This window comes from Parasedimentitalea psychrophila (genome assembly GCF_030285785.1).
Taxonomy (GTDB): domain Bacteria; phylum Pseudomonadota; class Alphaproteobacteria; order Rhodobacterales; family Rhodobacteraceae; genus Parasedimentitalea; species Parasedimentitalea psychrophila.
In genome coordinates this window covers 3,324,779-3,347,434 of sequence record NZ_CP127247.1, presented here as the reverse complement: position 1 = coordinate 3,347,434, position 22,656 = coordinate 3,324,779, and the positions used below count along the sequence as shown (strand labels likewise).

The 22,656-nt window shown below is 58.7% G+C and carries 23 protein-coding genes and 1 tRNA gene; 6 read left to right on the top strand and 18 right to left on the bottom strand.

Annotated elements, in window-relative coordinates:
- Positions 1–150 precede the first annotated feature (150 nt).
- Positions 151–1,164, top strand: coding sequence for a betaine--homocysteine S-methyltransferase (gene bmt / locus QPJ95_RS16310; RefSeq protein ID WP_270917166.1), 1,014 nt, complete (start codon positions 151–153; stop codon positions 1,162–1,164).
- A gap of 122 nt (positions 1,165–1,286) precedes the next feature.
- On the opposite strand, the gene QPJ95_RS16305 is transcribed toward bmt, so the two are convergent.
- Complete coding sequence (locus QPJ95_RS16305; RefSeq protein WP_270917165.1) at positions 1,287–2,366, bottom strand: PA0069 family radical SAM protein; 1,080 nt, start codon at positions 2,364–2,366, stop codon at positions 1,287–1,289.
- A 227-nt stretch (positions 2,367–2,593) separates the two neighbouring features.
- On the opposite strand from QPJ95_RS16305, the gene QPJ95_RS16300 reads away from it, so the two are divergent.
- Together QPJ95_RS16300 and QPJ95_RS16295 are read left to right on the top strand one after the other, a co-directional pair.
- Positions 2,594–3,292 carry a corrinoid protein gene (locus QPJ95_RS16300; protein WP_270917164.1) on the top strand — a complete coding sequence of 233 codons (699 nt, stop codon included), beginning with the start codon at positions 2,594–2,596 and terminating at the stop codon, positions 3,290–3,292.
- 1 nt (position 3,293) lies between these two features.
- Positions 3,294–4,040, top strand: coding sequence for a DUF1638 domain-containing protein (locus tag QPJ95_RS16295; protein WP_270917163.1), 747 nt, complete (start codon positions 3,294–3,296; stop codon positions 4,038–4,040).
- A 61-nt stretch (positions 4,041–4,101) separates the two neighbouring features.
- On the opposite strand, the gene QPJ95_RS16290 is transcribed toward QPJ95_RS16295, so the two are convergent.
- Positions 4,102–4,518, bottom strand: coding sequence for a SufE family protein (locus QPJ95_RS16290; RefSeq protein WP_270917162.1), 417 nt, complete (start codon positions 4,516–4,518; stop codon positions 4,102–4,104).
- Positions 4,519–4,650: 132 nt separating this feature from the next.
- Here QPJ95_RS16290 and QPJ95_RS16285 point away from each other — a divergent pair, with 132 nt between their 5' ends.
- A complete protein-coding gene (locus QPJ95_RS16285; protein WP_270917161.1) occupies positions 4,651–5,172 on the top strand; it encodes a hypothetical protein in 522 nt (173 codons plus the stop codon).
- An 83-nt stretch (positions 5,173–5,255) separates the two neighbouring features.
- Here QPJ95_RS16285 and rnd read toward each other — a convergent pair whose 3' ends face one another.
- From rnd to purM, 3 genes are all read right to left on the bottom strand, one after another.
- Positions 5,256–6,413 (bottom strand): ribonuclease D, encoded by a 1,158-nt coding sequence (gene rnd / locus QPJ95_RS16280; protein WP_270917160.1) that lies wholly within the window; start codon positions 6,411–6,413, stop codon positions 5,256–5,258.
- A 92-nt stretch (positions 6,414–6,505) separates the two neighbouring features.
- Positions 6,506–7,054, bottom strand: a complete 549-nt coding sequence (purN, locus tag QPJ95_RS16275) for a phosphoribosylglycinamide formyltransferase (RefSeq protein WP_286018285.1) — start codon at positions 7,052–7,054, stop codon at positions 6,506–6,508.
- Positions 7,055–7,101: 47 nt separating this feature from the next.
- Positions 7,102–8,151 carry a phosphoribosylformylglycinamidine cyclo-ligase gene (gene purM, locus QPJ95_RS16270; protein ID WP_270917158.1) on the bottom strand — a complete coding sequence of 350 codons (1,050 nt, stop codon included), beginning with the start codon at positions 8,149–8,151 and terminating at the stop codon, positions 7,102–7,104.
- 485 nt (positions 8,152–8,636) lie between these two features.
- Between purM and QPJ95_RS16265 the strand changes: the two genes are divergently transcribed.
- Positions 8,637–8,709, top strand: a tRNA-Ile gene (locus QPJ95_RS16265).
- Positions 8,710–8,771: 62 nt separating this feature from the next.
- Here the strand turns inward: QPJ95_RS16265 and speB are convergent.
- The 12 genes from speB to QPJ95_RS16205 all read right to left on the bottom strand — a co-directional run bounded on the left by speB (position 8,772) and on the right by QPJ95_RS16205 (position 21,549).
- The gene (gene speB, locus QPJ95_RS16260) at positions 8,772–9,617 is read right to left on the bottom strand and encodes an agmatinase (protein ID WP_270917157.1); all 846 of its coding nucleotides are present in this window, start codon (positions 9,615–9,617) and stop codon (positions 8,772–8,774) included.
- A gap of 1 nt (position 9,618) precedes the next feature.
- On the bottom strand, positions 9,619–10,782 hold the full coding sequence (gene nspC, locus QPJ95_RS16255) for a carboxynorspermidine decarboxylase (RefSeq protein WP_390922339.1): 1,164 nt from the start codon (positions 10,780–10,782) through the stop codon (positions 9,619–9,621).
- Positions 10,783–10,797: 15 nt separating this feature from the next.
- The gene (locus tag QPJ95_RS16250) at positions 10,798–12,009 is read right to left on the bottom strand and encodes a saccharopine dehydrogenase family protein (RefSeq protein ID WP_270917155.1); all 1,212 of its coding nucleotides are present in this window, start codon (positions 12,007–12,009) and stop codon (positions 10,798–10,800) included.
- Positions 12,010–12,032: 23 nt separating this feature from the next.
- Positions 12,033–13,868 (bottom strand): biosynthetic arginine decarboxylase, encoded by a 1,836-nt coding sequence (gene speA, locus QPJ95_RS16245; RefSeq protein WP_390923835.1) that lies wholly within the window; start codon positions 13,866–13,868, stop codon positions 12,033–12,035.
- Between the two features lie 198 nt (positions 13,869–14,066).
- On the bottom strand, positions 14,067–15,272 hold the full coding sequence (gene arsJ, locus QPJ95_RS16240; protein ID WP_286018284.1) for an organoarsenical effux MFS transporter ArsJ: 1,206 nt from the start codon (positions 15,270–15,272) through the stop codon (positions 14,067–14,069).
- A gap of 56 nt (positions 15,273–15,328) precedes the next feature.
- The gene (locus QPJ95_RS16235; RefSeq protein ID WP_270917152.1) at positions 15,329–16,327 is read right to left on the bottom strand and encodes an ArsJ-associated glyceraldehyde-3-phosphate dehydrogenase; all 999 of its coding nucleotides are present in this window, start codon (positions 16,325–16,327) and stop codon (positions 15,329–15,331) included.
- A 221-nt stretch (positions 16,328–16,548) separates the two neighbouring features.
- Entirely contained in the window at positions 16,549–16,737 is a 189-nt protein-coding gene (locus QPJ95_RS16230; protein WP_270917219.1) for an NnrT protein, read from the bottom strand.
- Between the two features lie 83 nt (positions 16,738–16,820).
- The gene (locus tag QPJ95_RS16225; protein ID WP_270917133.1) at positions 16,821–17,000 is read right to left on the bottom strand and encodes a hypothetical protein; all 180 of its coding nucleotides are present in this window, start codon (positions 16,998–17,000) and stop codon (positions 16,821–16,823) included.
- Between the two features lies 1 nt (position 17,001).
- Positions 17,002–18,909 (bottom strand): nitric oxide reductase activation protein NorD, encoded by a 1,908-nt coding sequence (locus QPJ95_RS16220; protein WP_270917132.1) that lies wholly within the window; start codon positions 18,907–18,909, stop codon positions 17,002–17,004.
- Between the two features lie 5 nt (positions 18,910–18,914).
- Entirely contained in the window at positions 18,915–19,712 is a 798-nt protein-coding gene (locus QPJ95_RS16215; RefSeq protein WP_270917131.1) for a CbbQ/NirQ/NorQ/GpvN family protein, read from the bottom strand.
- 2 nt (positions 19,713–19,714) lie between these two features.
- Positions 19,715–21,085, bottom strand: a complete 1,371-nt coding sequence (locus QPJ95_RS16210) for a cbb3-type cytochrome c oxidase subunit I (protein WP_270917130.1) — start codon at positions 21,083–21,085, stop codon at positions 19,715–19,717.
- A gap of 11 nt (positions 21,086–21,096) precedes the next feature.
- Positions 21,097–21,549, bottom strand: a complete 453-nt coding sequence (locus tag QPJ95_RS16205) for a c-type cytochrome (protein WP_270917129.1) — start codon at positions 21,547–21,549, stop codon at positions 21,097–21,099.
- 61 nt (positions 21,550–21,610) lie between these two features.
- On the opposite strand from QPJ95_RS16205, the gene QPJ95_RS16200 reads away from it, so the two are divergent.
- A complete protein-coding gene (locus QPJ95_RS16200; RefSeq protein WP_286018140.1) occupies positions 21,611–21,922 on the top strand; it encodes a DUF1858 domain-containing protein in 312 nt (103 codons plus the stop codon).
- Here the strand turns inward: QPJ95_RS16200 and QPJ95_RS16195 are convergent.
- Positions 21,914–22,609 carry a Crp/Fnr family transcriptional regulator gene (locus tag QPJ95_RS16195; RefSeq protein WP_270917127.1) on the bottom strand — a complete coding sequence of 232 codons (696 nt, stop codon included), beginning with the start codon at positions 22,607–22,609 and terminating at the stop codon, positions 21,914–21,916. The genes QPJ95_RS16200 and QPJ95_RS16195 overlap by 9 nt on opposite strands.
- Between the last annotated feature and the right edge of the window lie 47 nt (positions 22,610–22,656).

Genomic DNA, 22,656 nt, shown 5'->3' with positions numbered 1-22,656 from the left:
CGGCCCCGGGGTGGTGAAAACCGGCGCCTCATAATGAAGATGAGCAAAATGAATTTGCCTTGTCGGCAGCTGCGTGACACAGGACATCAAAGATAATTGAACCACCGATGCGGTTCGGGGTCTTGCCCCAGCGTTCACAGGATACCAGACATGACCAATACCTTTATTGATTTGCTCAACAGCAAAGATGTACTGCTCGCCGATGGCGCCACCGGCACCACCCTGTTCAACATGGGCCTGCAAGCGGGTGATGCACCAGAATTGTGGAACGTGGACAAGCCCGCCAAGATCAAAGCGCTCTATCAAGGTGCGGTTGACGCAGGCAGCGACCTGTTCCTGACCAATACCTTTGGCGGCACCACCGCGCGGCTGAAACTGCATAACGCCCAGGATCGGGTGTTTGAACTGAACCGGATCGGCGCCGAGCTGGGCCGCGAAGTTGCCGACAAATCCGCCCGTCAGATTGCCGTGGCCGGCTCGGTCGGCCCAACAGGTGAGATCATGCAGCCGGTCGGCGAACTGAGCCATGCCCTGGCGGTTGAAATGTTTCACGAACAGGCCGAAGGTCTGAAAGCTGGCGGTGTTGACGTTTTGTGGCTGGAAACCATCTCAGCCCCCGAAGAATTCCGGGCCGCAGCCGAGGCCTTTGCCCTGGCCGACATGCCCTGGTGCGGCACCATGAGCTTTGACACCGCCGGTCGCACCATGATGGGCGTGACCTCATCCGCGCTGGCTGATCTGGTCGAACACATCGACAATAAGCCGCTGGCCTTTGGCGCCAACTGCGGCACCGGCGCCTCGGATATTCTGCGCACCGTCCTGGGCTTTGCCGCTCAGGGAACCGAACGTGCGATCATCTCAAAAGGGAACGCGGGTATTCCCAAATATGTTGATGGCCACATTCACTATGATGGCACGCCTGCACTGATGGGCGAATATGCGGTCATGGCCCGTGACAGCGGTGCCAAGATCATTGGTGGCTGCTGTGGCACCCTGCCCGACCACCTGCGTGCCATGCGCGAGGCGCTGGATACGCAACCGCGCGCAGCGCGCCCGACGCTGGAGAAAATTGTCGATGCCCTTGGCCCGTTTTCCTCGGCCGGCGACGGCACCGGTGACGACGTCGCCCCCGTACGCGAGCGCCGCGGACGCCGCAAAAGCTAACAGCAAATGTCATCGCAGCGATATAGGGCTGCGGTGACATTGCTCTGGCGGCGCAGTTTGCGCGTCAATGCCGCCACCAATAACAGCGCCCCACGGCCGCCCCAAAGCCACCGCGACAGGCGTTAGAAGAACGACAGTTGATCGCCAACTTGGGCCGGGCTGGAAAACAAATCACACCGCAGCTCTGCCGTTTTCTCCTGCAACCCCAGCTTTCTGCATGCAGTCTTGAACCTATGTCCGATCATCCGGGCATATTCTCCCTCGCCGCGCATACGTTGCCCCCAACGCGGATCATAATCCCGCCCCCCATGCATCTCTCGCAGCCGAGCCATCACTTTGGCGGCCCGTCCCGGCTCATGCTCCGCCAGCCATTGTTGCCACAGCTCCGATACCTCACGCGGCAGCCGCAGCATGATCCAGCTGGCCGCATCGGCGCCAGCCTCGGAGCCCGCAGCCAACAGCGCTTCGATCTCGTGATCCGTCAGCCCCGGCACCACCGGGGCCACCATGATCCGCACCGGTATTCCGGCCTCGCTGAGCCGCCGGATGGTCGCCAGCCGCCGGGTTGGGGTTGGCACCCGAGGTTCCATCCGGCGGGAAAGATCAGGATCCAGTGTCGTCACCGAAACCCCTACCCGGACCAGCCCCCTGGCCGCCATTGGCGCCAGAATATCGATATCCCGTTCAATCAACGCCCCCTTGGTGATCACCGCTACGGGATGGTTAAATTCGCTCAGCACCTGCAAGCAGCGGCGCATGACCAATTGCTGCTTCTCGATCGGCTGGTAGGGATCTGTATTGGTGCCAATGGCCAAGGGAGCCACCCGGTACTTGCCGGCCCGCAGCTCCTGACGCAGCAGCTCTGGCGCATTCGGCCGCGCCACCAGTTTGGTCTCAAAATCCAATCCGGCAGACAGCCCGAGATAGGCATGGGTCGGGCGCGCAAAACAATAGATGCACCCGTGTTCACACCCCCGGTATGGATTGAGAGACCGGTCAAAGGGCAAATCCGGCGATCGGTTGTAACTGATGATGGTCCGGGCCGCCTCCTGACGAATCTCAGTCGCAACACGGGATGCGTCCGGCTCGGAAACCCAGCCATCTTCAATCGTCTCGCACGACAGGTCAAAACGCCCAGCTTGGTTGCTTAGCGCAGCCCGGGCCGTATGGATTCTGATCTTGGTTCGGTCTTGGCTCTGCATGGCCCCCTACATGCCACACAAATGAGAACAAAAATAGAACAAAATCACCAAACCGAAGATCTCCATGTGAAATCTTCATTATTATTTTGATGTTTTTGCGCCTATAAGTCGGTTCACGCCATGGCAGTGTCGCAAATATTGCAGTTCCCTCGCGACCTTTTGGCAAAAAGGGACAGGAACACGGCCACACCGGGGCAGCCCCCCGACTTAAGTCAAGGAAGACACCCATGTCAGAAGAAGAAGACATCATCCTGGCGGAACTGGACGACGAAGAACTTGTCCAGCAGATGTTTGACGATCTTTATGATGGTCTGCGCGAAGAAATCGAAGAGGGTGTCAATATCCTTCTGGCCCGCGAGTGGACGCCCTACAAAGTCCTCACCGAGGCGCTGGTCAGCGGTATGACCATCGTTGGTGCCGATTTCCGCGACGGCATCCTGTTTGTGCCCGAGGTTCTGTTGTCGGCAAACGCGATGAAAGGTGGCATGGCCATCCTGAAACCGCTGCTGGCGGCGACCGGCGCGCCCCAGGTTGGCAAAATGGTGATCGGAACGGTCAAAGGCGACATCCACGACATCGGCAAAAACCTTGTGTCGATGATGATGGAAGGCGCCGGCTTTGAAGTGGTGGATCTGGGGATCAACAATCCTGTAGAAAACTACATCGAAGCGCTGGAGCGGGAAAAGGCTGATATTCTCGGCATGTCCGCTTTGCTGACCACCACCATGCCTTACATGAAAGTGGTCATCGACACGCTGATCGAACAGGGCAAACGCGACGATTATATCATTCTGGTTGGCGGCGCGCCGCTCAACGAAGAGTTTGGCAAGGCGATTGGCGCTGACGGCTATTGCCGCGACGCGGCTGTTGCGGTGGAGATGGCCAAAGACTTTGTTGCGCGCAAACACAACCAGATGAGCGCCTGACTTGGCCCGGCGGGGAAGAGCGTCACGCCTGCAAGGCCGTGTCGCTGTTCGCCCGCCACCAACCAGTACCCCACTGGATGAAAACCCAGTGGCTAAAGACCCACTGACGCAACGGCGCCAGGCTGCAGCAGAATTCAAGCCAGGCCGCATTCTGCTCATCGCATGTGGGGCGCTGGCGCGGGAAATCCTCGACATCAACGCCAGCAACCAGTTCAACCATATCGACCTGACCTGCCTGCCTGCCAACCTGCATCTCTATCCGGACCAGATCCCTGCGGCCGTCACCGTCGCAGTGACAAAACATCGCGCCTGCTATAGCCAGATATTCGTGGTCTATGCCGATTGCGGCACAGGCGGCGCGCTGGCACGCCGCTGCGCCGAATTGGGCGTCGAAATGGTTTCGGGGCCACATTGCTATTCTTTCTTCGAAGGCAATCAAGCCTTTGAAGACAAAACCGAGGCCGGCGAGATCACCGCCTTCTACCTCACAGACTTTCTGGTGAAACAGTTCGACGCCTTTATTTGGCGACCCATGGGACTGGACAAAAACCCCGAACTCCGCGAGATGTTTTTTGGCAATTACACCAAGCTGGTCTATCAATCCCAAGTCAGTGATCCCGCCCTCGTACAGCGGGCTGCAGACTGCGCAACGCGACTTGGCCTTGCCTTTGAGCACCGCCATACCGGCTATGGCGACCTGGAGATTACCCTGCGGGATTGGGCCGGCTCCGCTCCTTCATCTGGCTGAAAATATCCCGGGGTGAATTGGCCGCAGGCCAAGAGGGGCAGGCCCCTCTGAAAAAGCCGTGTCAGCCTTTTTCTGCCTCAGCCGTGATCAGACGAATTCGATCAATCATTGAACGGACGCCATTTGAGCGCTGCGCCGACAGGTGATCGTTCAAGCCAAGACGGGCAAGCTCGGCCCTAGCATCCACCAACCCGACTTCTGCCACAGGCAAGCCGCTATACAAGGCCCTCAATACGGCAACCAACCCGCGCACAATCATCGCGTCACTGTCCCCATCAAACGAAAATATGCCCTGGTTGATTGTCGGATGGAGCCACACCTGACTGGCGCAGCCATGGACTTTGGTCGAGGGCACCTTCAGGGCGTCATCCATCGCCGCCATCGCCTTGCCATAGTCAATGACATAGCGATATCGGTCCTCCCAATCCTCTAGGAATTCGAAATCCTCGACGATGTCCTCAAAGGCAGCGCTGGCCATGATTTGGATCCGATCAATTGATGCAAATGAACTGTCTTCGACCTATGCTGACCGATGTTTTTTTTCAACCGCTTTTCATCATGCTCACAATCGGGTAATCCCTTGTAAGGACAATTCAAACGGGCGGCTTCCATGCGCATTTCTATTGCAGTTCTTTTGGTTACCGGAATTACACTTTCCGGTTGCAGCGGTTGGCAGGGTTCCAAAGCGAACCCCAGCAACTGGTTTAGTAAATCACAAACCGCCGATGCTGCCAGCGATGCCAGCACTGGCGAGGTCAATGCGCTGATCCCCGAGAAAGAAGGCTCCGGCCTGTTCAGCAGCTCCGACGGCCCCGAAGAGGATTTCAGCGTCGCTATCGCCCAGGTGACCGAGTTGAAGATCGAAAAGACACCCTCTGGGGCGATCATCTATGCCACCGGGCTGGCCAGCCGACAAGGCGCCTATGATGTCCGGCTCGGCCTGAACGAGGATAGCGACGGCGCCAGCCTCGACTATAGTTTCCGGGTGGTTTATCCCGAACAGGCGACACCCATTGGATCGGAAAACAGCCGAACCCTTCGGGTCGCCGTGAGCCTGACCCATCAAGAGCTGGCGGGCATAAAGCTAATCCGTGTTTCCAGCGAAAGCAATGCGCGCGAAACACGGCGCTAAGGAAGATTGCAGACGAGCGCCCCTTGGGGGCCTCGTCCTGACCGTTTCAGACCCAGTCCCGTTTCGGACCAGACCAGACCCGATCAGAGTTCGACAACCCGGACCATCTGACCTTTGGCCGCCAGGCCGATCTCGCCATCACAAAGCCTGAGAGCATCTGCGCCAAAAACCTCTAACCGCCAGCCCGACAGGGCAGCAACATCGCGTTGTCCGGCGGCAATGGCGTCCAGATCAGCGCTTGGCGCAATCAGTTTTGCGGCCACACCGGCGTTTTCAGTTTTAGATTTCAACAACACTCGTAACAGGTCGGCCAGGGCCGGATTGACTTGCAGCTTTTCCTTACTGCGATCCACTTTTGGCATTTTATCCGCCGGACAGTTCACCCCAATGGTGACGGCTTCAAGGATACCGTCGGCGATGGCACCGCGGCGGGCCTCGCGCAGCAATAGCCGTGACGCCCCCAGATCAGATCCCGTCTTTGGCTTGGTCGAGGCCAGCTCGACCAGCGCGTCATCCTTGAACACCCGGTTGCGCGGCACATTGTTGGTCTGGGCGTAATCCTCACGAAAGGCGGCCAACTCACGCACCACGGCCAGAAACTTGGACGAGTTGGTACGGGTTTTAATGCGCTGCCAGGCGTCCTGCGGCTGAATGTCATAGGTGCCGGGATTGGTCAGCACCTGCAGCTCTTCGGTGACCCAATGGCCCCGCCCGCTCTTCTCCAGCTCGGCAGCCAAATACTGATAAACGACGCGCAGATGGGTCACATCCGCCAGCGCATAGGTCTTTTGAGCATCGGTTAGCGGACGCCGCGACCAGTCGGTAAAGCGAGAGCTTTTGTCGACACTCTCTTTCACGATCTTGCGGACCAGAGTTTCATACCCGGCCTGATCGCCGAAGCCACAGACCATTGCCGCCACCTGGGTGTCGAACAGCGGTTTGGGGAAGACTTTGGCGTCTACCCAGAAAATCTCCAGATCCTGGCGCGCGGCATGGAACACCTTGACCACCGATTCATCGCGAAACAGATCATACAGCGGATCAAGCGCCAGATCGGCAGACAGCGGGTCCACCAGCACCGCATTTTCATCCCCTTCGCCGGGAAAGGCCAGCTGTATCAAGCAGAGCTTGGAATAGTAAGTTCGCTCGCGCAGAAACTCGGTATCCACCGTCACAAAGGGATGTTTTGCAGCTTCTAAGCAAAACTCTTTAAGCTCTTCGGTGGTGGTCAGAGTTTTCATAAACGGCGTCTTTTCCTGTTTTTTCCAGCATTGTTCATCCCTGATACGCGCTTGTGGGTCGCTTTGCAAACCGCCCCACAGGTTGCGCAGGATCACCCCAGAAGAACTGGGGTTCGATCACCCGCAGCATAGCGGCGCAACACCGCCGGGTATAGAATATGTTCTTGGGTGAGCACCCGTGCCGCCAGCGTCTCGGGGGTGTCATCCGCCAGCACAGGCACCTGCGCCTGCCCCAGCAGCGGGCCATCATCCAACACTGCGGTGACCTCATGGACCGAGCAGCCATGCGCGCTGTCCCCCGCCGCAAGGGCACGGGCATGGGTGTGCAACCCGGTGTATTTGGGCAGCAACGAGGGATGGATATTCAGCATCCTTCCCTGAAACTGGCTCACAAAACCAGCGGTCAGAACCCGCATGAACCCGGCCAGACAGACGATATCCGCGCCTGACTCAAGAATCGGCTTCACCAGCTCTGCCTCAAACGCCTGCCGGTCACCCTTGAACGGGCGGTGATCGACGACAGCGGTTGCAACACCCGCAGCGGCGGCCTTTTCCAGACCACCTGCCTCTGCGGTGTTGGACAGCACCAGACAGGGCCGCGCCGGATGATCGCCAGTCATGCTGTTCACCAGCGTCATCATATTGGAGCCGCCACCCGAAATCAGGATGGCGACCGTTTTATGTCGGCTCACAGCAGGTTGCCAGAGTAACGCATACCCGCGCCTGCCGTGACCGTGCCCAGACGCGATACTGTCTCGCCCTCGGCGGTCAGCAATTCGGTCAGTGCGTCAGCACGATCGGCTGAGACGCTGAGAATCATGCCAAGGCCGCAGTTGAATGTCTTGAGCATTTCGGCTTCGGCGATATTGCCGGTCTGTGCCATCCATTGGAACACGCCCGGCAGTTGCCAGGCATCCAGATCAATGTCAGCGCCCAGATCATCGGGCAGGACACGGGGCAGGTTTTCGGTCAGGCCACCGCCAGTGATATGGGCCAGCGCATGCACGCCCCCTGCCCGCACCGCAGCCAGACAGGATTTCACGTAAAGACGTGTTGGCGTCAGCAGCACCTCGCCCAGCTTGCCTTCCTCGGCAAAGGGGCAATCATCGTCCCAGCCAAGGCCCGCGACCTCAACCAGACGCCGCACCAGCGAGTAGCCGTTGGAATGCACCCCGTCTGAGGCCAGCCCCAGCAGCACGTCGCCTTCGGCCACCTCAGCAGGCAGCGCGGTGCCGCGCTCCATGGCGCCAACCGAGAAACCGGCCAGATCGAAATCGCCCTTGGGATACATGCCGGGCATTTCAGCTGTTTCGCCACCGATCAGCGCACAGCCTGAGCGCACACAGCCCTCGGCGATACCTTCGATGATCCGCGCGGCGGTCTCGGTCTCCAGCTTGCCAGTGGCAAAGTAGTCGAGGAAGAACAGCGGCTCAGCCCCCTGACAGACCAGATCGTTGACGCACATGGCGACCAGATCAATGCCAACGCCGTCAACAACGCCGGTGTCGATGGCGATCCGCAACTTGGTGCCGACACCGTCGGTGGCGCCAACCAGGATCGGATCACTATAGCCGGCCGCTTTCAGATCGAACAAAGCGCCAAAGCCGCCCAGGCCGCTCATCACGCCCGAGCGGTTGGTGCGTTTGGCTGCCGGTTTGATCCGGTCCACCAGAGCATTGCCTGCATCAATATCCACGCCTGCATCCGCATAGGTCAGGCCGTTCTTGCCAGTGGTCATCGCTTGGCTCCTTGGTATGAGGTTTGGGTGCCTTTAGCGCAACATCAGCCAGAATGAAATAAGCGAATCTGTCGCGCCCCAAAAACAAGGCGCAACGGCGGTCCTTTGGCCCGCTGGCCAGGCAGCAACTGCAAACACCGCCTTGCCTTCGCAAAGCCGAACGCCGCCCTAATTCATTCGCCGCCAAGGCCAATCACCGCTTGACCTGTTGCCCACCATTGCATAACCACCAAACCCGGCGGACCTGTCGCTAACGGTGCGAGCAAAGCGCTCATAACTCTTTGGTTGCGGGTTCAAATCCTTGTCAGTAGGCTTATGCGTGCTGATGGATTGATCTGGTCAATAGGCCTTGCGCTTTACGGCTGGTAAGATCAAAAAGACCTTACGGGTACGGCTTGCAAATTCGCTTCCCCGTAAGACACTTGGCCAGACGATCGGCCACCCTTGGCGGTACTGCAGTGTTTTTGTAGTCACCGCTTGTTCCTGGGGGATTAGCTCAATGGTTAGAGCAGAGCGCTCATAACGCTTTGGCTGGGGGTTCGAATCCCTCATCCCCTAGGTGGACATCCCAGACGGCCCAGTCAGGTATCCCGGTCAGATGTGGTGGGCAGATATCGGGGTCAGATCGCGGCGGCCATCAGCCGGTACACAATCTGTGCAGCGGTGAAATCCCAGGCGGCGTTGCCATCCGGGGCCAGTTCAACCACGTCCAGGCCAATGCATTTGCGCCCCTTCAGGGCGTGCTCCACAAGCCGCAGAGCCTGGTAAAATCCCAATCCGCCCGGCACCGGCGTGCCGGTGGCCGGCATTTGTGCCGGATCCAACCCATCGACGTCAAACGAGACATAGATCAGCTCGGGGAAATCCTCGGGGAGATCAACCGCAAGCGTATTGGTGGTCACCAGATCCTCGGCGTCCCTGAAAAAGACGTTGTTTCGGGCCCGGCTGTCCACCTCTTGCTGGCACAGGGCACGCACCCCAAACTGGGCGATGCGGATGCCCTGCTCGCTCAGCAGGTGCATCACCGAGGCATGCGAGTGTGCTTCACCCTGATAGGCGATGCGAAGATCCGCATGGGCATCGATTTGCACGATACCAATGGGTTTCCCCAGTGCCCGTGCAACGCCCATGACAGCCCCGTATGTTAGCGAATGTTCACCGCCCAGCGTGACCGGGATCTGCCCGGCAGACACGGCCGCCTCGGTGCGAAGGGCCAGCCGCTCCATCACCTCTGGCAAGGGACCGTCGCAATTCACAGCGGGCTCGGTGAAAATACCCCGTGCGCAGGGTTCAGACCCATTGCACAGGCGCTCCAGCTCATCGCTGGCCTCAAGAATGGCCTGTGGCCCAGCTTTAGTGCCTGCGCCATAAGACACGGTGCGTTCCAACGGCATTGGGATCACCCGGAACAGCGCGTATTGGCTGCGCTCGGCTTTGGTCAGTTCGCTGTCTAGAAAAATGCTCATGTCATGAAAGCCTGTTGCGGAAGTCGTCATAGGTGAACTCGCGGATCATCGTCAGCTTGTCTGTCTCAGAATTCCACAAGGCAATGGCCGGCAGGGCAACCCCGTTAAAGGTATTGGTTTTGACCATCGAATAATGCGCCTGATCCAGAAACGCAAAGCGGTCGCCGATCTGCAGCGGCTGCGCCCGCGCATAGTCTCCGATCACGTCGCCTGCCAGGCAGGAGGGGCCGCCAAACCGATAGAGGCGGCCCTCCGCGACCTCATCCAGCATCGCCGGGCGATAGGGCGCTTCAATCACATCGGGCATGTGACAGGTGGCCGAAATATCGGTGATGGCAAGATTGATCTGGTTCTGCGGCAGGTCCAGCACCTCGCCCACCAGAATTCCGGCGTCCAGCGCCACCGCCTCGCCCGGCTCCAGATAGATCTGCAAGCCGGTGCGGGCGCGCAGATCGGTTATAAAACCAATCAGGGCGTCGCGATCATAATCGTCGCGGGTGATGTGGTGGCCACCGCCAAAATTCAGCCACTTCAACTGACCGAGATAAGGCGTGATACGCTGCTCGATCGCGGCCCAGGTGCGTTCGAGCGGCGCAAATCCCTGTTCGCAAAGCGTGTGCATATGCAAGCCGTCGACGCCCTTTAGCGCCGCAGGATCTAGCTGCGAAATCGGTGTGCCCAGCCGCGATCCCGGGGCGCAGGGGTCATATTTGGCAATCTCGCCCTCGGAATGTTCCGGGTTAATCCGCAACCCCACATGGATCGGACGACCCGAGGCGGCAACCCGGGGTAGAAAACGGTCCTTTTGCGCCGGAGAGTTGAATATCAGGTGATCCGAGAGCGCTATGATCCGGTCAATCTCGTTGGATTTGTACCCAGCGCAATAGGTGACCACGGTGCCGCCGTATTCTTCGCGCGCCAACCGTGCCTCATAAAGCCCCGAGGCACAGGTGCCGCCCAGATAGCGCCGCACCAAGGGCGCCAGCGCAAACATCGAAAACGCCTTGAGCGCCGACAGCACCTGGGCACCGGATTGATCCGCCACATCGCGCAAGATCGCGAGGTTGCGTTCTACCGCAACCTCATCCACCACAAAGCAGGGGCTGGGAACCCGGTTCAGGTCAAACTGCCTGAAGGCCCCAGCGTCGCCGGCCTGTGTTTGCATCACTTCAGCCAAGGTTCAGAACTCAACCGGGCCGTCAAGTTCATGCACCTGCCAAGGCAGACCTTGGGTGTTCAGCATATCCATGAAATCATCGGGATCCAGCTGTTCCATGTTCCACACCCCCGGCTTGCTCCAGTTGCCCTTGAGCACCTGCGCCGCACCAATCATCGCCGGCACCCCGGTGGTGTAAGACACAGCCTGACTGCCCACTTCGGCGTAACATTCCTCATGATCGCAGATGTTGTAGATGTAATAGGTCTTCTCGCCGCTGCCATCCTTGGCCTGACCTGTGGCGATATCACCGATACAGGCCTTGCCCTTGGTCAGTGCCCCCAGATCGCTGGGATCGGGTAGCAATGTGGTGAGGAATTTGATCGGGATGATCTCATGACCGTCGTGCATCACCGGCGCAATGCCAGTCATGCCGACATTCTGCAACACTTTGGCATGCATGATATAGGCGTCGCCAAAGGTCATCCAGAACCGCGCCCGCTCGATCTCGGGGAAGTGGGTCGACATCGACTCCAGCTCTTCGTGATACATCAGATACATGTTCTTGGGGCCGACACCGGGAAAGTCATATTCGACCTTGTGGGTCATTGCCGGGCTTGGATGCCAGGCGCCATTTTCCCAATGGCGCACCTCGGCCAGCACCTCGCGCAGGTTGATTTCGGGGTTGAAATTGGTGGCAAAGGCCTGACCGTTGTCGCCGCCATTGGCGTCCAACACGTCGATCTGGCGGATGGTGGCCAGTTTGTGCTTTCGCAACCAGGTGGCAAACACCGAAGTAACCCCCGGATCAAACCCCGAGCCCAGAATGGCGGTCAGACCAGCGGCCTTGAACCTGTCCTGATAAGCCCACTGCCAGTGATACTCAAACTTGGCCTCATCCTCGGGCTCATAGTTGGCGGTGTCCAGATAGTTGATACCGGCCTCAAGACAGGCATCCATCAGTTTCAGATCCTGATAGGGCAGCGCCAGATTGACCAGCAGTTCAGCGCCGGTCTCGCGGATCAAGGCCACAACGGCGGCTACGTCCATCGCGTCGACCTGCGCCGTGCGAATGTCGACGCCAGTGCGGGACTTTACCGCAGCGGCAATGTCATCACATTTGAATTTGCGACGCGACGCCAATGTGATCTCGGTGAATATATCCGAGTTCATAGCCATCTTATGCACGGCCGCAGACGAAACCCCGCCCGCGCCGATCACCAGTGTTTTACCCATGGGTTTGCCTCCAGGTCGTTATGTTATTCATAGTAAGTATAGCCGTTTATGCTGTCGCGGTATGCGGCCATTAGTGTTTTTCGATCCCGAGCATCCAGACGGCGTTCCGAAACGGCCTGATCAATCAGCTTGCGAAAGGCCGCAACACAGTCGCGGGGATCATATTCGACATAAGACAGGACCTCGGCAATTGTATCGCCCTCCTGTTCATGCAGCAGATCAAAGCTGGCATCATCGCGCAGCTCAATCGTGGCGATATTGGTGTCGCCAAAAAGATTGTGCAAATCGCCCAGTGTTTCCTGATAGGCGCCAACAAAAAAGGCGCCAATGTAATAGGGTTGGCTGTCGTCCAGCGTATGCACCGGCAGTGATCCGGACACCCCGTCTGCCAGAATGAAGCTGTCGATCTTACCATCCGAGTCGCAGGTGATGTCAGACAGAACCGCGCGTCTGTCCGGCACCTCGTTCAACCTTTGCAAGGGCACCACCGGATGCAGCTGATCAATCGCCCAGACATCTGGCAGCGACTGAAACAGGGAGAAATTGCAGTGGTAGATGTCAGCCAGTTTTTCCAGATGAGCGTCGATTTCGGGAGCCGTCCCCACCTCTGGCGCCAAGTGTTTGATCTTGGACATCAGGTGCAGATAAATCCGCTCTCCCCGGGCCATCTGGCGCAGGTCGATATAGCCACGGCGAAACAGCGCCCTGAGCTCGTTTCGATAGAATGTCGCATCGTTCAGACATTCCTGCAGACGATCCTGGCTGAGGTATTCGGTAATTGCCGCAAGGTCGGTGACCAGATGATGGTCACTGGCATCGGGCTCAGGTGCCGAATGCGCGTCATATAGCGTCGCCTCGAGCACGTTGAACACCAGCATGGATGAGGTGGCAACAACGGCGCGGCCACTTTCCGTCACCAGGGTCGGATGATCGAGCCCGGCCTCGTCCAGCGCATAGGTGACGGTTTCCACCACATTGGCACAATATTCAGCCACCGAATAATTGATCGAGTTTTCACTGGCGGTTTTCTCGCCGGTATAGTCCACGCCCAAGCCGCCGCCGAGATCAAGATGGGTCAGCGGCACCCCTTCGCGGGTCAGTTCGATAAAATAGCGGCAGGCCTCGCCGACGGCGCGGCGCACGTCGTTGACATCGGGAATTTGCGAGCCAAGATGCGAATGCTGCAGTTTTAAGCAATGCAGCAACCCCGTCTCTCGGAGCCGGTCAACCACCGCAACCAATTGGTCTGTGGGCATGCCAAAGGTGGAGCGGTCGCCAGAGCTTTCAGCCCAATTGCCACTGATCTGGTTGGTCAGTTTGACCCGCACCCCCAAAAGTGGCTCCTGGCCCAGCTCAGCGACAACCTCCAAAACGGTTTCCAGCTCTTTGGGGCTTTCCAAAACGATGACGGTATTAAAGCCAAGCTTGCGCGACAGGATCGCCAGCCGGATGAATTCCGCATCCTTCACGCCGTTGCAGACGATCAGCGCATCGCTGGCCAGAGTATGGGCCAGCGCGATCACCAGCTCGGGCTTTGACCCCGCCTCCAGACCATAGGAATAGGGGCGGCCAAATTCGACGATCCGGTCAATCACCTGCGCCTGCTGGTTCACCTTGATCGGGAAAACCCCGCGATATTGCCCCTTATAGCCCACCCTTGTGATGGCAGCGGCAAAGCTGTCGTTGATGCTTCGGATACCCTGTTCAAGAAACGAGCTGACCCGAAGCAGCAGCGGTGTATGGATGCCACGCTCCTGCAGACCGTGGATGATTGACGGCAAGCTGACCACCGGCGCGTCGGGGCTTAGTGGGTTCTTAAGGCCGAGGTCGCCATTTGGCAGCACCGACACCAAATCCATGCCCCATCTGTCAATGGCGTAAACCGCGTGTGGCGTTGTCTTTTGCAATGTCACAGAGGGCCCTCCTGCGATGGGATGTAAGATGGCACGACTCGACCACGTTTTGCTCATATATCCCCAAATATTATTGTAACAAGTGGAAATATTGACTGCATCCGTTTTCGGCCACTGACCTTTGCCGCAACGCAGACCCCAGCTTTAAGTCAGGCTGTGTTTTTTTGCCGGAATCTCCATCCTGCCGATGCCGCAAAAGCTGATGAAAACCATCGCCGCTGCGGTTGCCAAACACAGCGCCAGCCCGCCGATCTGATAGGTCAACCCGGACAGGACCGTGCCAATCAACCGGCCAGCCGCGTTTGCCATATAGTAAAACCCCACATCCAAAGTGACCCGTCTGGCATCTGCCAGAGACAAGATAAGGTAGGAATGCAGCGATGAGTTAACCGCGAACACCCCGCCAAACAGCAGCAGACCCAGGACAATCGCCACCGTCAGGCCGTGGGACGCCCCGCCAGATAACAACACTGCGACAGCCAGTGCAGCGGGTACTGCGACCAACATAGCGGCCCAGACCCGTGCCTGCCCCAGCAGCTCCCGCTCGGACCTGGATTTGGCTTTCAAAATTCTGGGGGCCGATGCCTGAACAACCCCATAAAGGATCGTCCAGACAGCCATGAAAAAGCCAATGGCAAAGAAGGCCCCCCGGTTGCCCAGCTCGGACCCGTCCGACAACACCGAATAGAAATAGATCGGAATACCAACAACAAACCAGACATCTCTGGCGCCAAACAAAAACAAGCGGGCAAAGCTAAGCCAGTTGATGTTGCGGTTTTTTGAGACGACCTCAGAGAATTTTGCACCCTTGCGCCCAACTGGCAGCCCGGATGGCCGCACCGCAACCAGCGCGATCAGCACGATCATCAGCACCGCCGCCATTGCCAACACCGATGTAACAAAGCCAAAGACCGCCAGTAGCGCCGCCCCCAGCAAAAAGCCCAGCCCCTTTACCGCGTTCTTCGATCCGGTCAGCACCGCCACCCAAGTGAACAAGCCGCCGCTCGCCGTCGGCGCCAGGATTTTCACCGCACTTTTGGAGCTCATCTTGGCCAGATCCTTGGCCACGCCCGACAGGCCCTGCACCGACATCACAAAAACAACTGAGACTGATATGCCCCAGGAAGGATCAAGCTGCGCCAGCAACAGCAATGCGATCACTTGCAATCCAAGCCCGGCATATAGCGTTGTCGTCAGGCCAAAACGCGCCGCCAGCCAGCCGGCCGACAGATTGGTGACAACACCTGCGATCTCATAGAGAACAAACAGATAGGCCAGCTGCACCGGCGAAAAGCCCAGCGAGTGAAAATGCAGCAGCACCAACATCCGCAGGGCCCCGTCGGTCAGCATAAAGGCCCAATAGGCCGCAGTTACCGCGACATAGGCCTTGTAGCCCGCCGCATCTGTCACAGCGCGGCGCCCACCATGAACGCCACATCCACCAGGCGATGGGCATAGCCATATTCATTGTCGTACCAGGCATAGATCTTCAGCTGGGTTCCGTTCACCACCATGGTCGATGGCGCATCAATGATGCAGCTGCGTTTGTCATTGGTATAATCCGACGACACCAGCGGGCGGACCTCATATCCAAGAATACCCTGCAAATCCCCTGCCGCAGCCGCCTTGAACAGCGCATTCACCTCGTCCACCGAGGTGTCGCGCTGCATCTCGAATACGCAATCGGTAATCGACGCATTAAGCAGCGGCACCCGAACCGCATGGCCGTTCAGCTTGCCCGCCAGTTCCGGGTAGATCAGAGTGATTGCCGTTGCCGACCCGGTTGTGGTCGGGATCAGATTGTTCAGCGCAGACCGGGCGCGGCGAAGATCCTTTGCCGGGCGGTCAACAATGGTCTGGGTATTGGTCACATCGTGGATTGTGGTGATTGAGCCATGTTTGATGCCAATCCCCTCCATCAGAACCTTGACCACCGGAGCCAGACAATTGGTTGTGCAACTTGCGGCGGTGACGATCTGATGTCTTGCGGGGTCATACTCTCCCTCGTTGACGCCAAACACGATATTGGCTGTCGGCCCATCTTTGACCGGCGCCGAGACAACCACCTTTTTCACGCCCGCAGCAAAATAGGGCGCCAGGCTGGCCGCGGTTTTGAACACCCCGGTGCAGTCAATCACCACGTCCACGCCCGCAAGCGGCAGCTCTTCCAAGTTCCGGCTGCAGGTGACAGGAATACGGGCACCATCAATCGAGATCGACGCATCATCAAAGGAAAACTCAGCCGGCCAGCGCCCATGAACACTGTCAAACTCCAACAGATGGGCATGCATTGCCGGGTCGCCCACAGCATCATTGATGAAGGCAATATTGGCGCCGCGCTCCAGCAAGGGGCGCAGCGCAAGTTTGCCCATGCGGCCAAGGCCATTCAAAGCATAAGTCGTCATATCTCAGATATCCTGCGTTGACTGATATTGGCCGATTTCAACAATCCGCCGTTGACCTGACGCTCTATCCAGAGATTTGAGGCTGTGCGCCGTTCAATAAGGAAAGAGTCCATATTTCATGACTACATAAATTGGCAATCCAGGACAAATGAAGCTTTTGTAACGCGGTCGGATCGCAGATGTCCCGGAGTGAGTCGCCACAGTCTGACAGCCAAGGCGGCTTAGCTCTGCATCAATTTGTGGATATGTACTGCGAAGGCGTAGGTTATTGGCAGGCCGAGCAGCATGCCGATGGCGATGGATGTCAGTGGCGTCAAAACGGGCCAGCCGATCCAGGAGGTGATCAGCGAGGCAAAGAACACGTTCACCGCTGCCGCGCCGGCGCCAAACGGATAGAGCACCAGAGTCAGCTTCGCCTTGCTCCAGCCTTGGGACTCCTCTTGGGGAGCTGTGGGGCCTGAGGTCTCGTCTTCTGCTCCAGCCAGCCCACGGGTCATCTTTTGTGGACCAGCCAGCCCACGGTGACCAGGGCGCCGACCAGCAGTAGCGAGGCCATGAAGAACCAGAACTCGGCGGTGGCGCTTTGGGCCTGCGGCACGGGCCGGTTATAGGCCTCGGCCCAGACCTGGGCGGGCAGCAGGAACGCTGCGATAAGGGTATAAAGGCGGATCATTTCAGGTCTCCTGAGTGAGGCAACGATAGATTTGCGGCAGTGCCCGGCTTAACCGGGTTGGATCGGGCAGCAGTGTGAACCCGGCCCGCCCAAAGATACGCGCAAACCAGTCCTGGCCGTCTTGATCTATGACAATTCCATGCACAACATGGCCCAGGCTGCGCGCCTCGCGCACTGCCATATGGCTGTCCTCAATGCCGTGGATGCCCTCGTAGTGGTCCAGATCATTGGGTTTGCCATCGGTCAGCACCAGCAGCAGTTTGCGGCTCGAGGGTTCCTGCTCCAGCATCGCGGTGCTGTGGCGGATGGCGGCGCCAAGCCGGGTGTAGTGGCAGGGGGTCAGCCCGCAGATCTTGCGGCTGACCTCTGGCGACATCGGCGCATCAAAGCCCTTGCATTTCTTCACAAAAACCCGGTCGCGGCGCAGCGAGGAAAAGCCCCAGATGCCCAGCCGGTCACCGCTGGCATCAATGCCACCTGCCAGCGCCACCAGACTCTCGCGGGCGATATCAAGCACCGTGGCATCGCCCACCGAGGCCTCGGTCGAGCGTGAGGTATCCAACAGAAAGCCCACCGAAAGATCGCGCTCTATCTGGCGCATGCTTTGGTAGATCCTATCGCTGGCGGTGCCATCCGCCTTTAGGTCCACCCGCGCCGAGATCAGCGCATCCAGGTCCAGCTCGCTGCCCTCAATCTGGCGTGGCCGCAGAATCCGGCGCGGCCGCAGCGCCTCAAACTGGCGGCGCACCGCCCGCATCTGGCGCGGATCCGGGGTAAGCGCCTGCGGCGCGTCCGCATCGGCATCCGCCTCCAGCACCCGGGTGTGGTCCGGCATATAGAGACGTTTGCGGTGGTCCCATTCGGGATATGTAAACACCCCGGACAGGCGCTCGTGGTCGGCATCCGCCGGCGCCAGATCCAGGTGCATCCGCAGCCGGGTGGCGGCCTTTTTGTCGTCGTGGCGCGACAGGATGATCTTGTCCATATCATCCGCCGCCTTTTGCGCGTCCGGGTTCTTGTCGTCATCGATCGAGCGGTTCAGGTTCATGCTTTCGACCCAGGACAGGATCGATTCAAACCGGTGGAAGATCAGACTGTCCTTGCGGTTGGCCTCGTCGCGGTCCTCGCGCGCCGCCATTTTGCGGTTGCTGGTCGCGGCAACGGGCGGCGGGCCAGAATTATTCGCCTCTTCTTCCTCGCCCGCACTGGCACCGGATCCGGGCGCCGACAACGACAACCAGATCGGCACCGGCGTAAAGGGCAGATAGCTTTTGGGGCTCTGCTGCGGTGCGGGAATATCTATCACCTGCGCCTGCGGACTGTTCAGCTGGTCACGAATGGCAGCTTCAAGCCGGGCCTCTTCGCGGGGCAACATCAGTTTGGGCCGGGTCACCAGAATAAAGCTGCACATCCGCTGATAGGCGCCGCGCAAGCCCGGGCAGCGTTGAAACGCCAGATCGGCGGCCTGCGCCATCGCCTCGATCTGGGCGTGATCGTGCAGACAGCCGCAGCCAGATACCGCAGGCAGGTTGGGCCGGGTCGCGGCCAGCGCGACCAGCCAGAAATAGGCCGCCCGGTTCATCGCAGCTTCCGGAAAGACATCCATCACCGGCGGCAGGCTAAGGCGTTCGCCGTCAAAGCGCGGCACAAACAGCAGCTCGCCCCGGTTGCCCAGCTTGCGCGCCACCGATTGCCGGTGATGTGAGCGCAGGGCGGCGGCCTCGCCGATCTCCACCGAGGCCTCGCCGCCAAGCGCCCGGAACAACAGCACCAGGCTGGGCCGGAGATCGGACAATTGCACCGCCGCCTGCGCAAAGCGCGGCTGCGCCCCCATGGAGCTGGCGTAATCATGCCAGAGGTTGCCGATTGCTTCCTCGGGGTCCATCAGATCAAGCGGGTGAAGGGCCATTTATGCTATCCGTATACCACGGAGATCAGATCGCGCAGGGCGGTCTGAACATCCGGCTCATCTGTCAGTGGTTCAACAATCGCCGCCTGCAGCGCCTGCTCAAGACCCATGCCGCTGGCGATCAGCTGTGCCGCATAGATCAGCAGCCGGGTCGAGACCCCCTCCTCCAGATCCATGCCAGACAGCGCCCGGATATGGCCCGCCAGCCGGATCAGAGGCTTGACACGCGCCTCGTCCAGACCGCTTTCGCGGGTGACAACAACCGTTTCGGTTGCGGCATCCGGAAAGGTAAACGACACCGACAGGAAGCGCTGCCGGGTTGAGGGTTTCATCCGCTTCAGCACGCTCTGATAGCCGGGGTTATAGCTGGCAACCAGCATAAAGCCTTTGGGCGCCTGCAGTTCTTCGCCGGTGCGATCCACCATCAGGGTGCGGCGGTTGTCGGTCAGCGGATGCAACACCACGGTGACATCCTTGCGCGCCTCGACCACCTCGTCCAGGTAACAGATGGCGCCTTCGCGCACCGCCCGGGTCAATGGCCCGTCAACCCATTCGGTTTCGCCGCCGCGCAACAGATAGCGGCCAATCAGATCCGCCGCCGACAGATCATCGTGGCAGGCGACAGTGTATAGCTTGCGGCCGCTGCGCGCCGCCATGTGTTCGACAAACCGGGTTTTGCCGCAGCCGGTCGGCCCCTTCAAAAGAAGGGGCAAACCGTTGGTATGGGCTGTTTCAAACAAGGCACATTCATTGCCAACCGGCTGATAGAATGGCACGTCAAAATCAGTGCTTTGGGCGTTCATAATCACTCTCCAGCCACAGGTGCATCAGAGCGTTTTGCAAACAGTTCACGACGCGGCACCATCATCGAATAGATGAACAACAGCGCGCCAATCACCACAGCCAGACCAGAACCAAAGCGCATCATGTAGAACAGGCTCAGACTGTCCTGCACCTCCATGAAGTTCTCTCCCAGCACCCGCTGCATGTGGGTTTGAATGGTGCCGGCAAAGGTCAGAACAAAGGTCATGAAGGCCATGCCACCGGTCATCAGCCAGAACGAGACCATGTTCAGCACCTGATTATAGGGATCACGTCCACGCAGATGCGGGATCGCATAGCTCATGATCGCAAGGTTGGTCGCCACATAGGCACCGTAAAAGGCCAGGTGACCGTGGGCCGCAGTGATTTGCGTTCCGTGGCTGTAGAAGTTCACCCCGTGCAAAGTATGCAGGAAGCCCCAGACACCAGCGCCAAAGAAGGCGACAGTCGATGCCCCAAGCGACCAAAGCAACGCGGCCTTATTGGGGTGATTGCGACGGCCCTTCCAGACCATGACAAAGGCAAAGCTCATCATCAGGAAGAACGGAATGACTTCCAAAGTCGAGAAGATCGAGCCGATCCACTGCCAGTAGCCCGGCAGACCAATCCAGTAAAAGTGGTGACCGGTGCCCAGAATGCCCGAGAACAGTGCAGTGGATACAATGACATAGAGCCATTTTTCAACGATTTCACGGTCCACACCTGTCAGCTTCAGCAGCAGGAAGGCCAGGATCGACGCCATCACCAGTTCCCAAGTCGCTTCGACCCAGAGATGGATCACGAACCACCAGTACATTTTGTCCAGGCTCAGGTTGTCAGGGTTGATAAAGGCAAAGATCCACAGCAGCGACAGCAGCCACAGACCGGTCAACAGCACATTGGTAATGGCCGTTTTACGTCCCGCCAGCACCGTCATCGAGATGTTGAACAGGAAGATCAGCGCCGCCACCAGAATGCCCAGTTTGACCCAGGTGGGCTGCTCCAGGAACTCGCGCCCCTGCATGCCCAGCAGATAGTTGCCCGGAAACGGGTTAAACACGTAAGTGAGAACCGCGCCCAGGGTGCCGATCACCAGAATGATCAACTGCAGATAGGCCAGATTGACCGAGTAGATCTCGCGCTCGCTTTCCTCGGGGATCAGGTAATAGGCCGCCCCAAAGAAGCCCAGCAGCAGCCAGACAACAAGCGCGTTGGTGTGCAGCATGCGCACCACGTTGAACGGCAGCAGTTCAGACAGAAAGTTTGGCGAGACGTAGATCCAGCCGGCGATAAGCCCGCCCAGAACCTGAATGGCGAACAGACCCATCGCCACCAGGAAATAGGCATAGGCCACTTTTTGTGATTTATATTTCATAGCGTGTCTCCTTAACCCGCATCATTGGGCGGCCAGCCCTGAGTGTCGGTCTGGTCGGCCCAACGCAGAAACTCCGCGAGACCGCGCATTTCTTCTTCGTTGATCTCAAAATGAGGCATCTGACGGCGGCCCTCAATGCCGCTGGGCTGCGCCTGCATCCAGCCATCGAGGATTTCATAAGCGCCTTCCGGGTCATCCAGCGTGTCCCAGCGGGTCATCACATTGCCCAGCTCCGGGGCAAAATAGGCGCCCTCGCCGTGCAGCGTATGGCAGTTGATGCAGCTGTTCCGCTCCCAGACATGTTTGCCCAGAATGACCGCTTCACTCAGCGGCATTCCGGCGGTTGATGTGTCCACCACATATCGGTGGCTTTGAACGGACAGGACCCCAAAGATCACTACAAAGAATAGCGATCCTCCGTAGAATATGTTGCGGGCCCGTGACTTCGTTAGGATCTCAGACATTTGGGGAATCCAGTCGTGGTTTCGGGTGGGTCAGACCTAGAGGCAATTGACCACGCCGAGTTTGATACAGAACAAAGTCGCCGGGTTTTTTGGCGCTATCGTCCAATATACCGCAGGCTGCCTGCGCAGAACCAGGGATCAGGATCGCATGGTGTTGATAGACAAGACCCTTCTCGTCTCCGAGATCCTGGCACGATACCCGCAGACGGTGCCGGTCTTTCTCAAATACCAGATGCTCTGTGTCGGCTGCCTGGTGGCGCCGTTTCACTCAATCGAGGACGCCTGCCTGGAACACGACCTGGACGAGGATGCGTTTCGCGCCGATCTGACCACTGCAATCGCCCAAGCAACCCAAACCGACAAATCAGCCTGACTTCTCGCTCAACACCACCAACCGATGCGCGTCGGTCACCACGATATGGCGCCGGGTGCTTTTGACCAGGCCAACTTTCTCCCAGCCGCTCATCAGCCGGCTGACCGTGTGCAGGGTGGTGCCGGTCATGTCGGACAGGTTTTGCCGGGTGATCGGGAAATCGATTTCAATGCCGCCCGCCACTTTGCGGCCCGACTGGCTGATCAGCCGCAGCACCGCCCGCGCCACCCGTTGTTCCACCTGCTGGGTGGCCATTTCCACCAGACGATTGTTCATCTCCCCCATCCGCTCGCCGACAACCTTGTAACTCTCGGTTGCAAAACCATCGTAATTGGCGGTGAAATTCGACCACTGGCTGGTCGGCCAGGACAGCACCAGACAGTCATCCACCGCCATCGCGGTCGCCGGATAGGTGTCACGGCCGATGGCCGCCGCAATGCCAAACAATTGCCCCGCCACAATATGCAGCGCAATCACCTGATCGCCGCCTTCGGTGGTTCGGATCACCCGGATATGGCCATCCAACAGCAGGTAAAACCGCTCCGCCGCCAGCCCCTCTTCAAATATCGCCGTGCCAGCGGCATAACGTTTCGGCTCAGCCAAATCCAGTATCGCACGGATCTCAGGGCGCCCCAGTTTCCGAAACGGTGGTATATGACCCAACAGGCTTTCATCCAGTTTTCTCAATATCCCAACCCCAAGTTTGCTGAAGAACAAAGACCCCCCAATCCCCC

Excerpts from the sequence above, each read along its gene's own strand:
- bmt (WP_270917166.1), top strand. The coding sequence starts at position 151 with ATGACCAATACCTTTATTGATTTGCTCAACAGCAAAGATGTACTGCTC.
- QPJ95_RS16305 (WP_270917165.1), bottom strand. The coding sequence starts at position 2,366 with ATGCAGAGCCAAGACCGAACCAAGATCAGAATCCATACGGCCCGGGCT.
- QPJ95_RS16300 (WP_270917164.1), top strand. The coding sequence starts at position 2,594 with ATGTCAGAAGAAGAAGACATCATCCTGGCGGAACTGGACGACGAAGAA.
- QPJ95_RS16290 (WP_270917162.1), bottom strand. The coding sequence starts at position 4,518 with ATGGCCAGCGCTGCCTTTGAGGACATCGTCGAGGATTTCGAATTCCTA.
- QPJ95_RS16285 (WP_270917161.1), top strand. The coding sequence starts at position 4,651 with ATGCGCATTTCTATTGCAGTTCTTTTGGTTACCGGAATTACACTTTCC.
- rnd (WP_270917160.1), bottom strand. The coding sequence starts at position 6,413 with ATGAAAACTCTGACCACCACCGAAGAGCTTAAAGAGTTTTGCTTAGAA.
- purN (WP_286018285.1), bottom strand. The coding sequence starts at position 7,054 with ATGATGACGCTGGTGAACAGCATGACTGGCGATCATCCGGCGCGGCCC.
- purM (WP_270917158.1), bottom strand. The coding sequence starts at position 8,151 with ATGACCACTGGCAAGAACGGCCTGACCTATGCGGATGCAGGCGTGGAT.
- speB (WP_270917157.1), bottom strand. The coding sequence starts at position 9,617 with ATGAGCATTTTTCTAGACAGCGAACTGACCAAAGCCGAGCGCAGCCAA.
- nspC (WP_390922339.1), bottom strand. The coding sequence starts at position 10,782 with ATGCAAACACAGGCCGGCGACGCTGGGGCCTTCAGGCAGTTTGACCTG.
- QPJ95_RS16250 (WP_270917155.1), bottom strand. The coding sequence starts at position 12,009 with ATGGGTAAAACACTGGTGATCGGCGCGGGCGGGGTTTCGTCTGCGGCC.
- speA (WP_390923835.1), bottom strand. The coding sequence starts at position 13,868 with ATGGATTTGGTGTCGGTGCTGCCAAATGGCGACCTCGGCCTTAAGAAC.
- arsJ (WP_286018284.1), bottom strand. The coding sequence starts at position 15,272 with ATGCTGACCGACGGGGCCCTGCGGATGTTGGTGCTGCTGCATTTTCAC.
- QPJ95_RS16235 (WP_270917152.1), bottom strand. The coding sequence starts at position 16,327 with ATGACGACTTATGCTTTGAATGGCCTTGGCCGCATGGGCAAACTTGCG.
- QPJ95_RS16225 (WP_270917133.1), bottom strand. The coding sequence starts at position 17,000 with ATGATCCGCCTTTATACCCTTATCGCAGCGTTCCTGCTGCCCGCCCAG.
- QPJ95_RS16220 (WP_270917132.1), bottom strand. The coding sequence starts at position 18,909 with ATGGCCCTTCACCCGCTTGATCTGATGGACCCCGAGGAAGCAATCGGC.
- QPJ95_RS16215 (WP_270917131.1), bottom strand. The coding sequence starts at position 19,712 with ATGAACGCCCAAAGCACTGATTTTGACGTGCCATTCTATCAGCCGGTT.
- QPJ95_RS16210 (WP_270917130.1), bottom strand. The coding sequence starts at position 21,085 with ATGAAATATAAATCACAAAAAGTGGCCTATGCCTATTTCCTGGTGGCG.
- QPJ95_RS16205 (WP_270917129.1), bottom strand. The coding sequence starts at position 21,549 with ATGTCTGAGATCCTAACGAAGTCACGGGCCCGCAACATATTCTACGGA.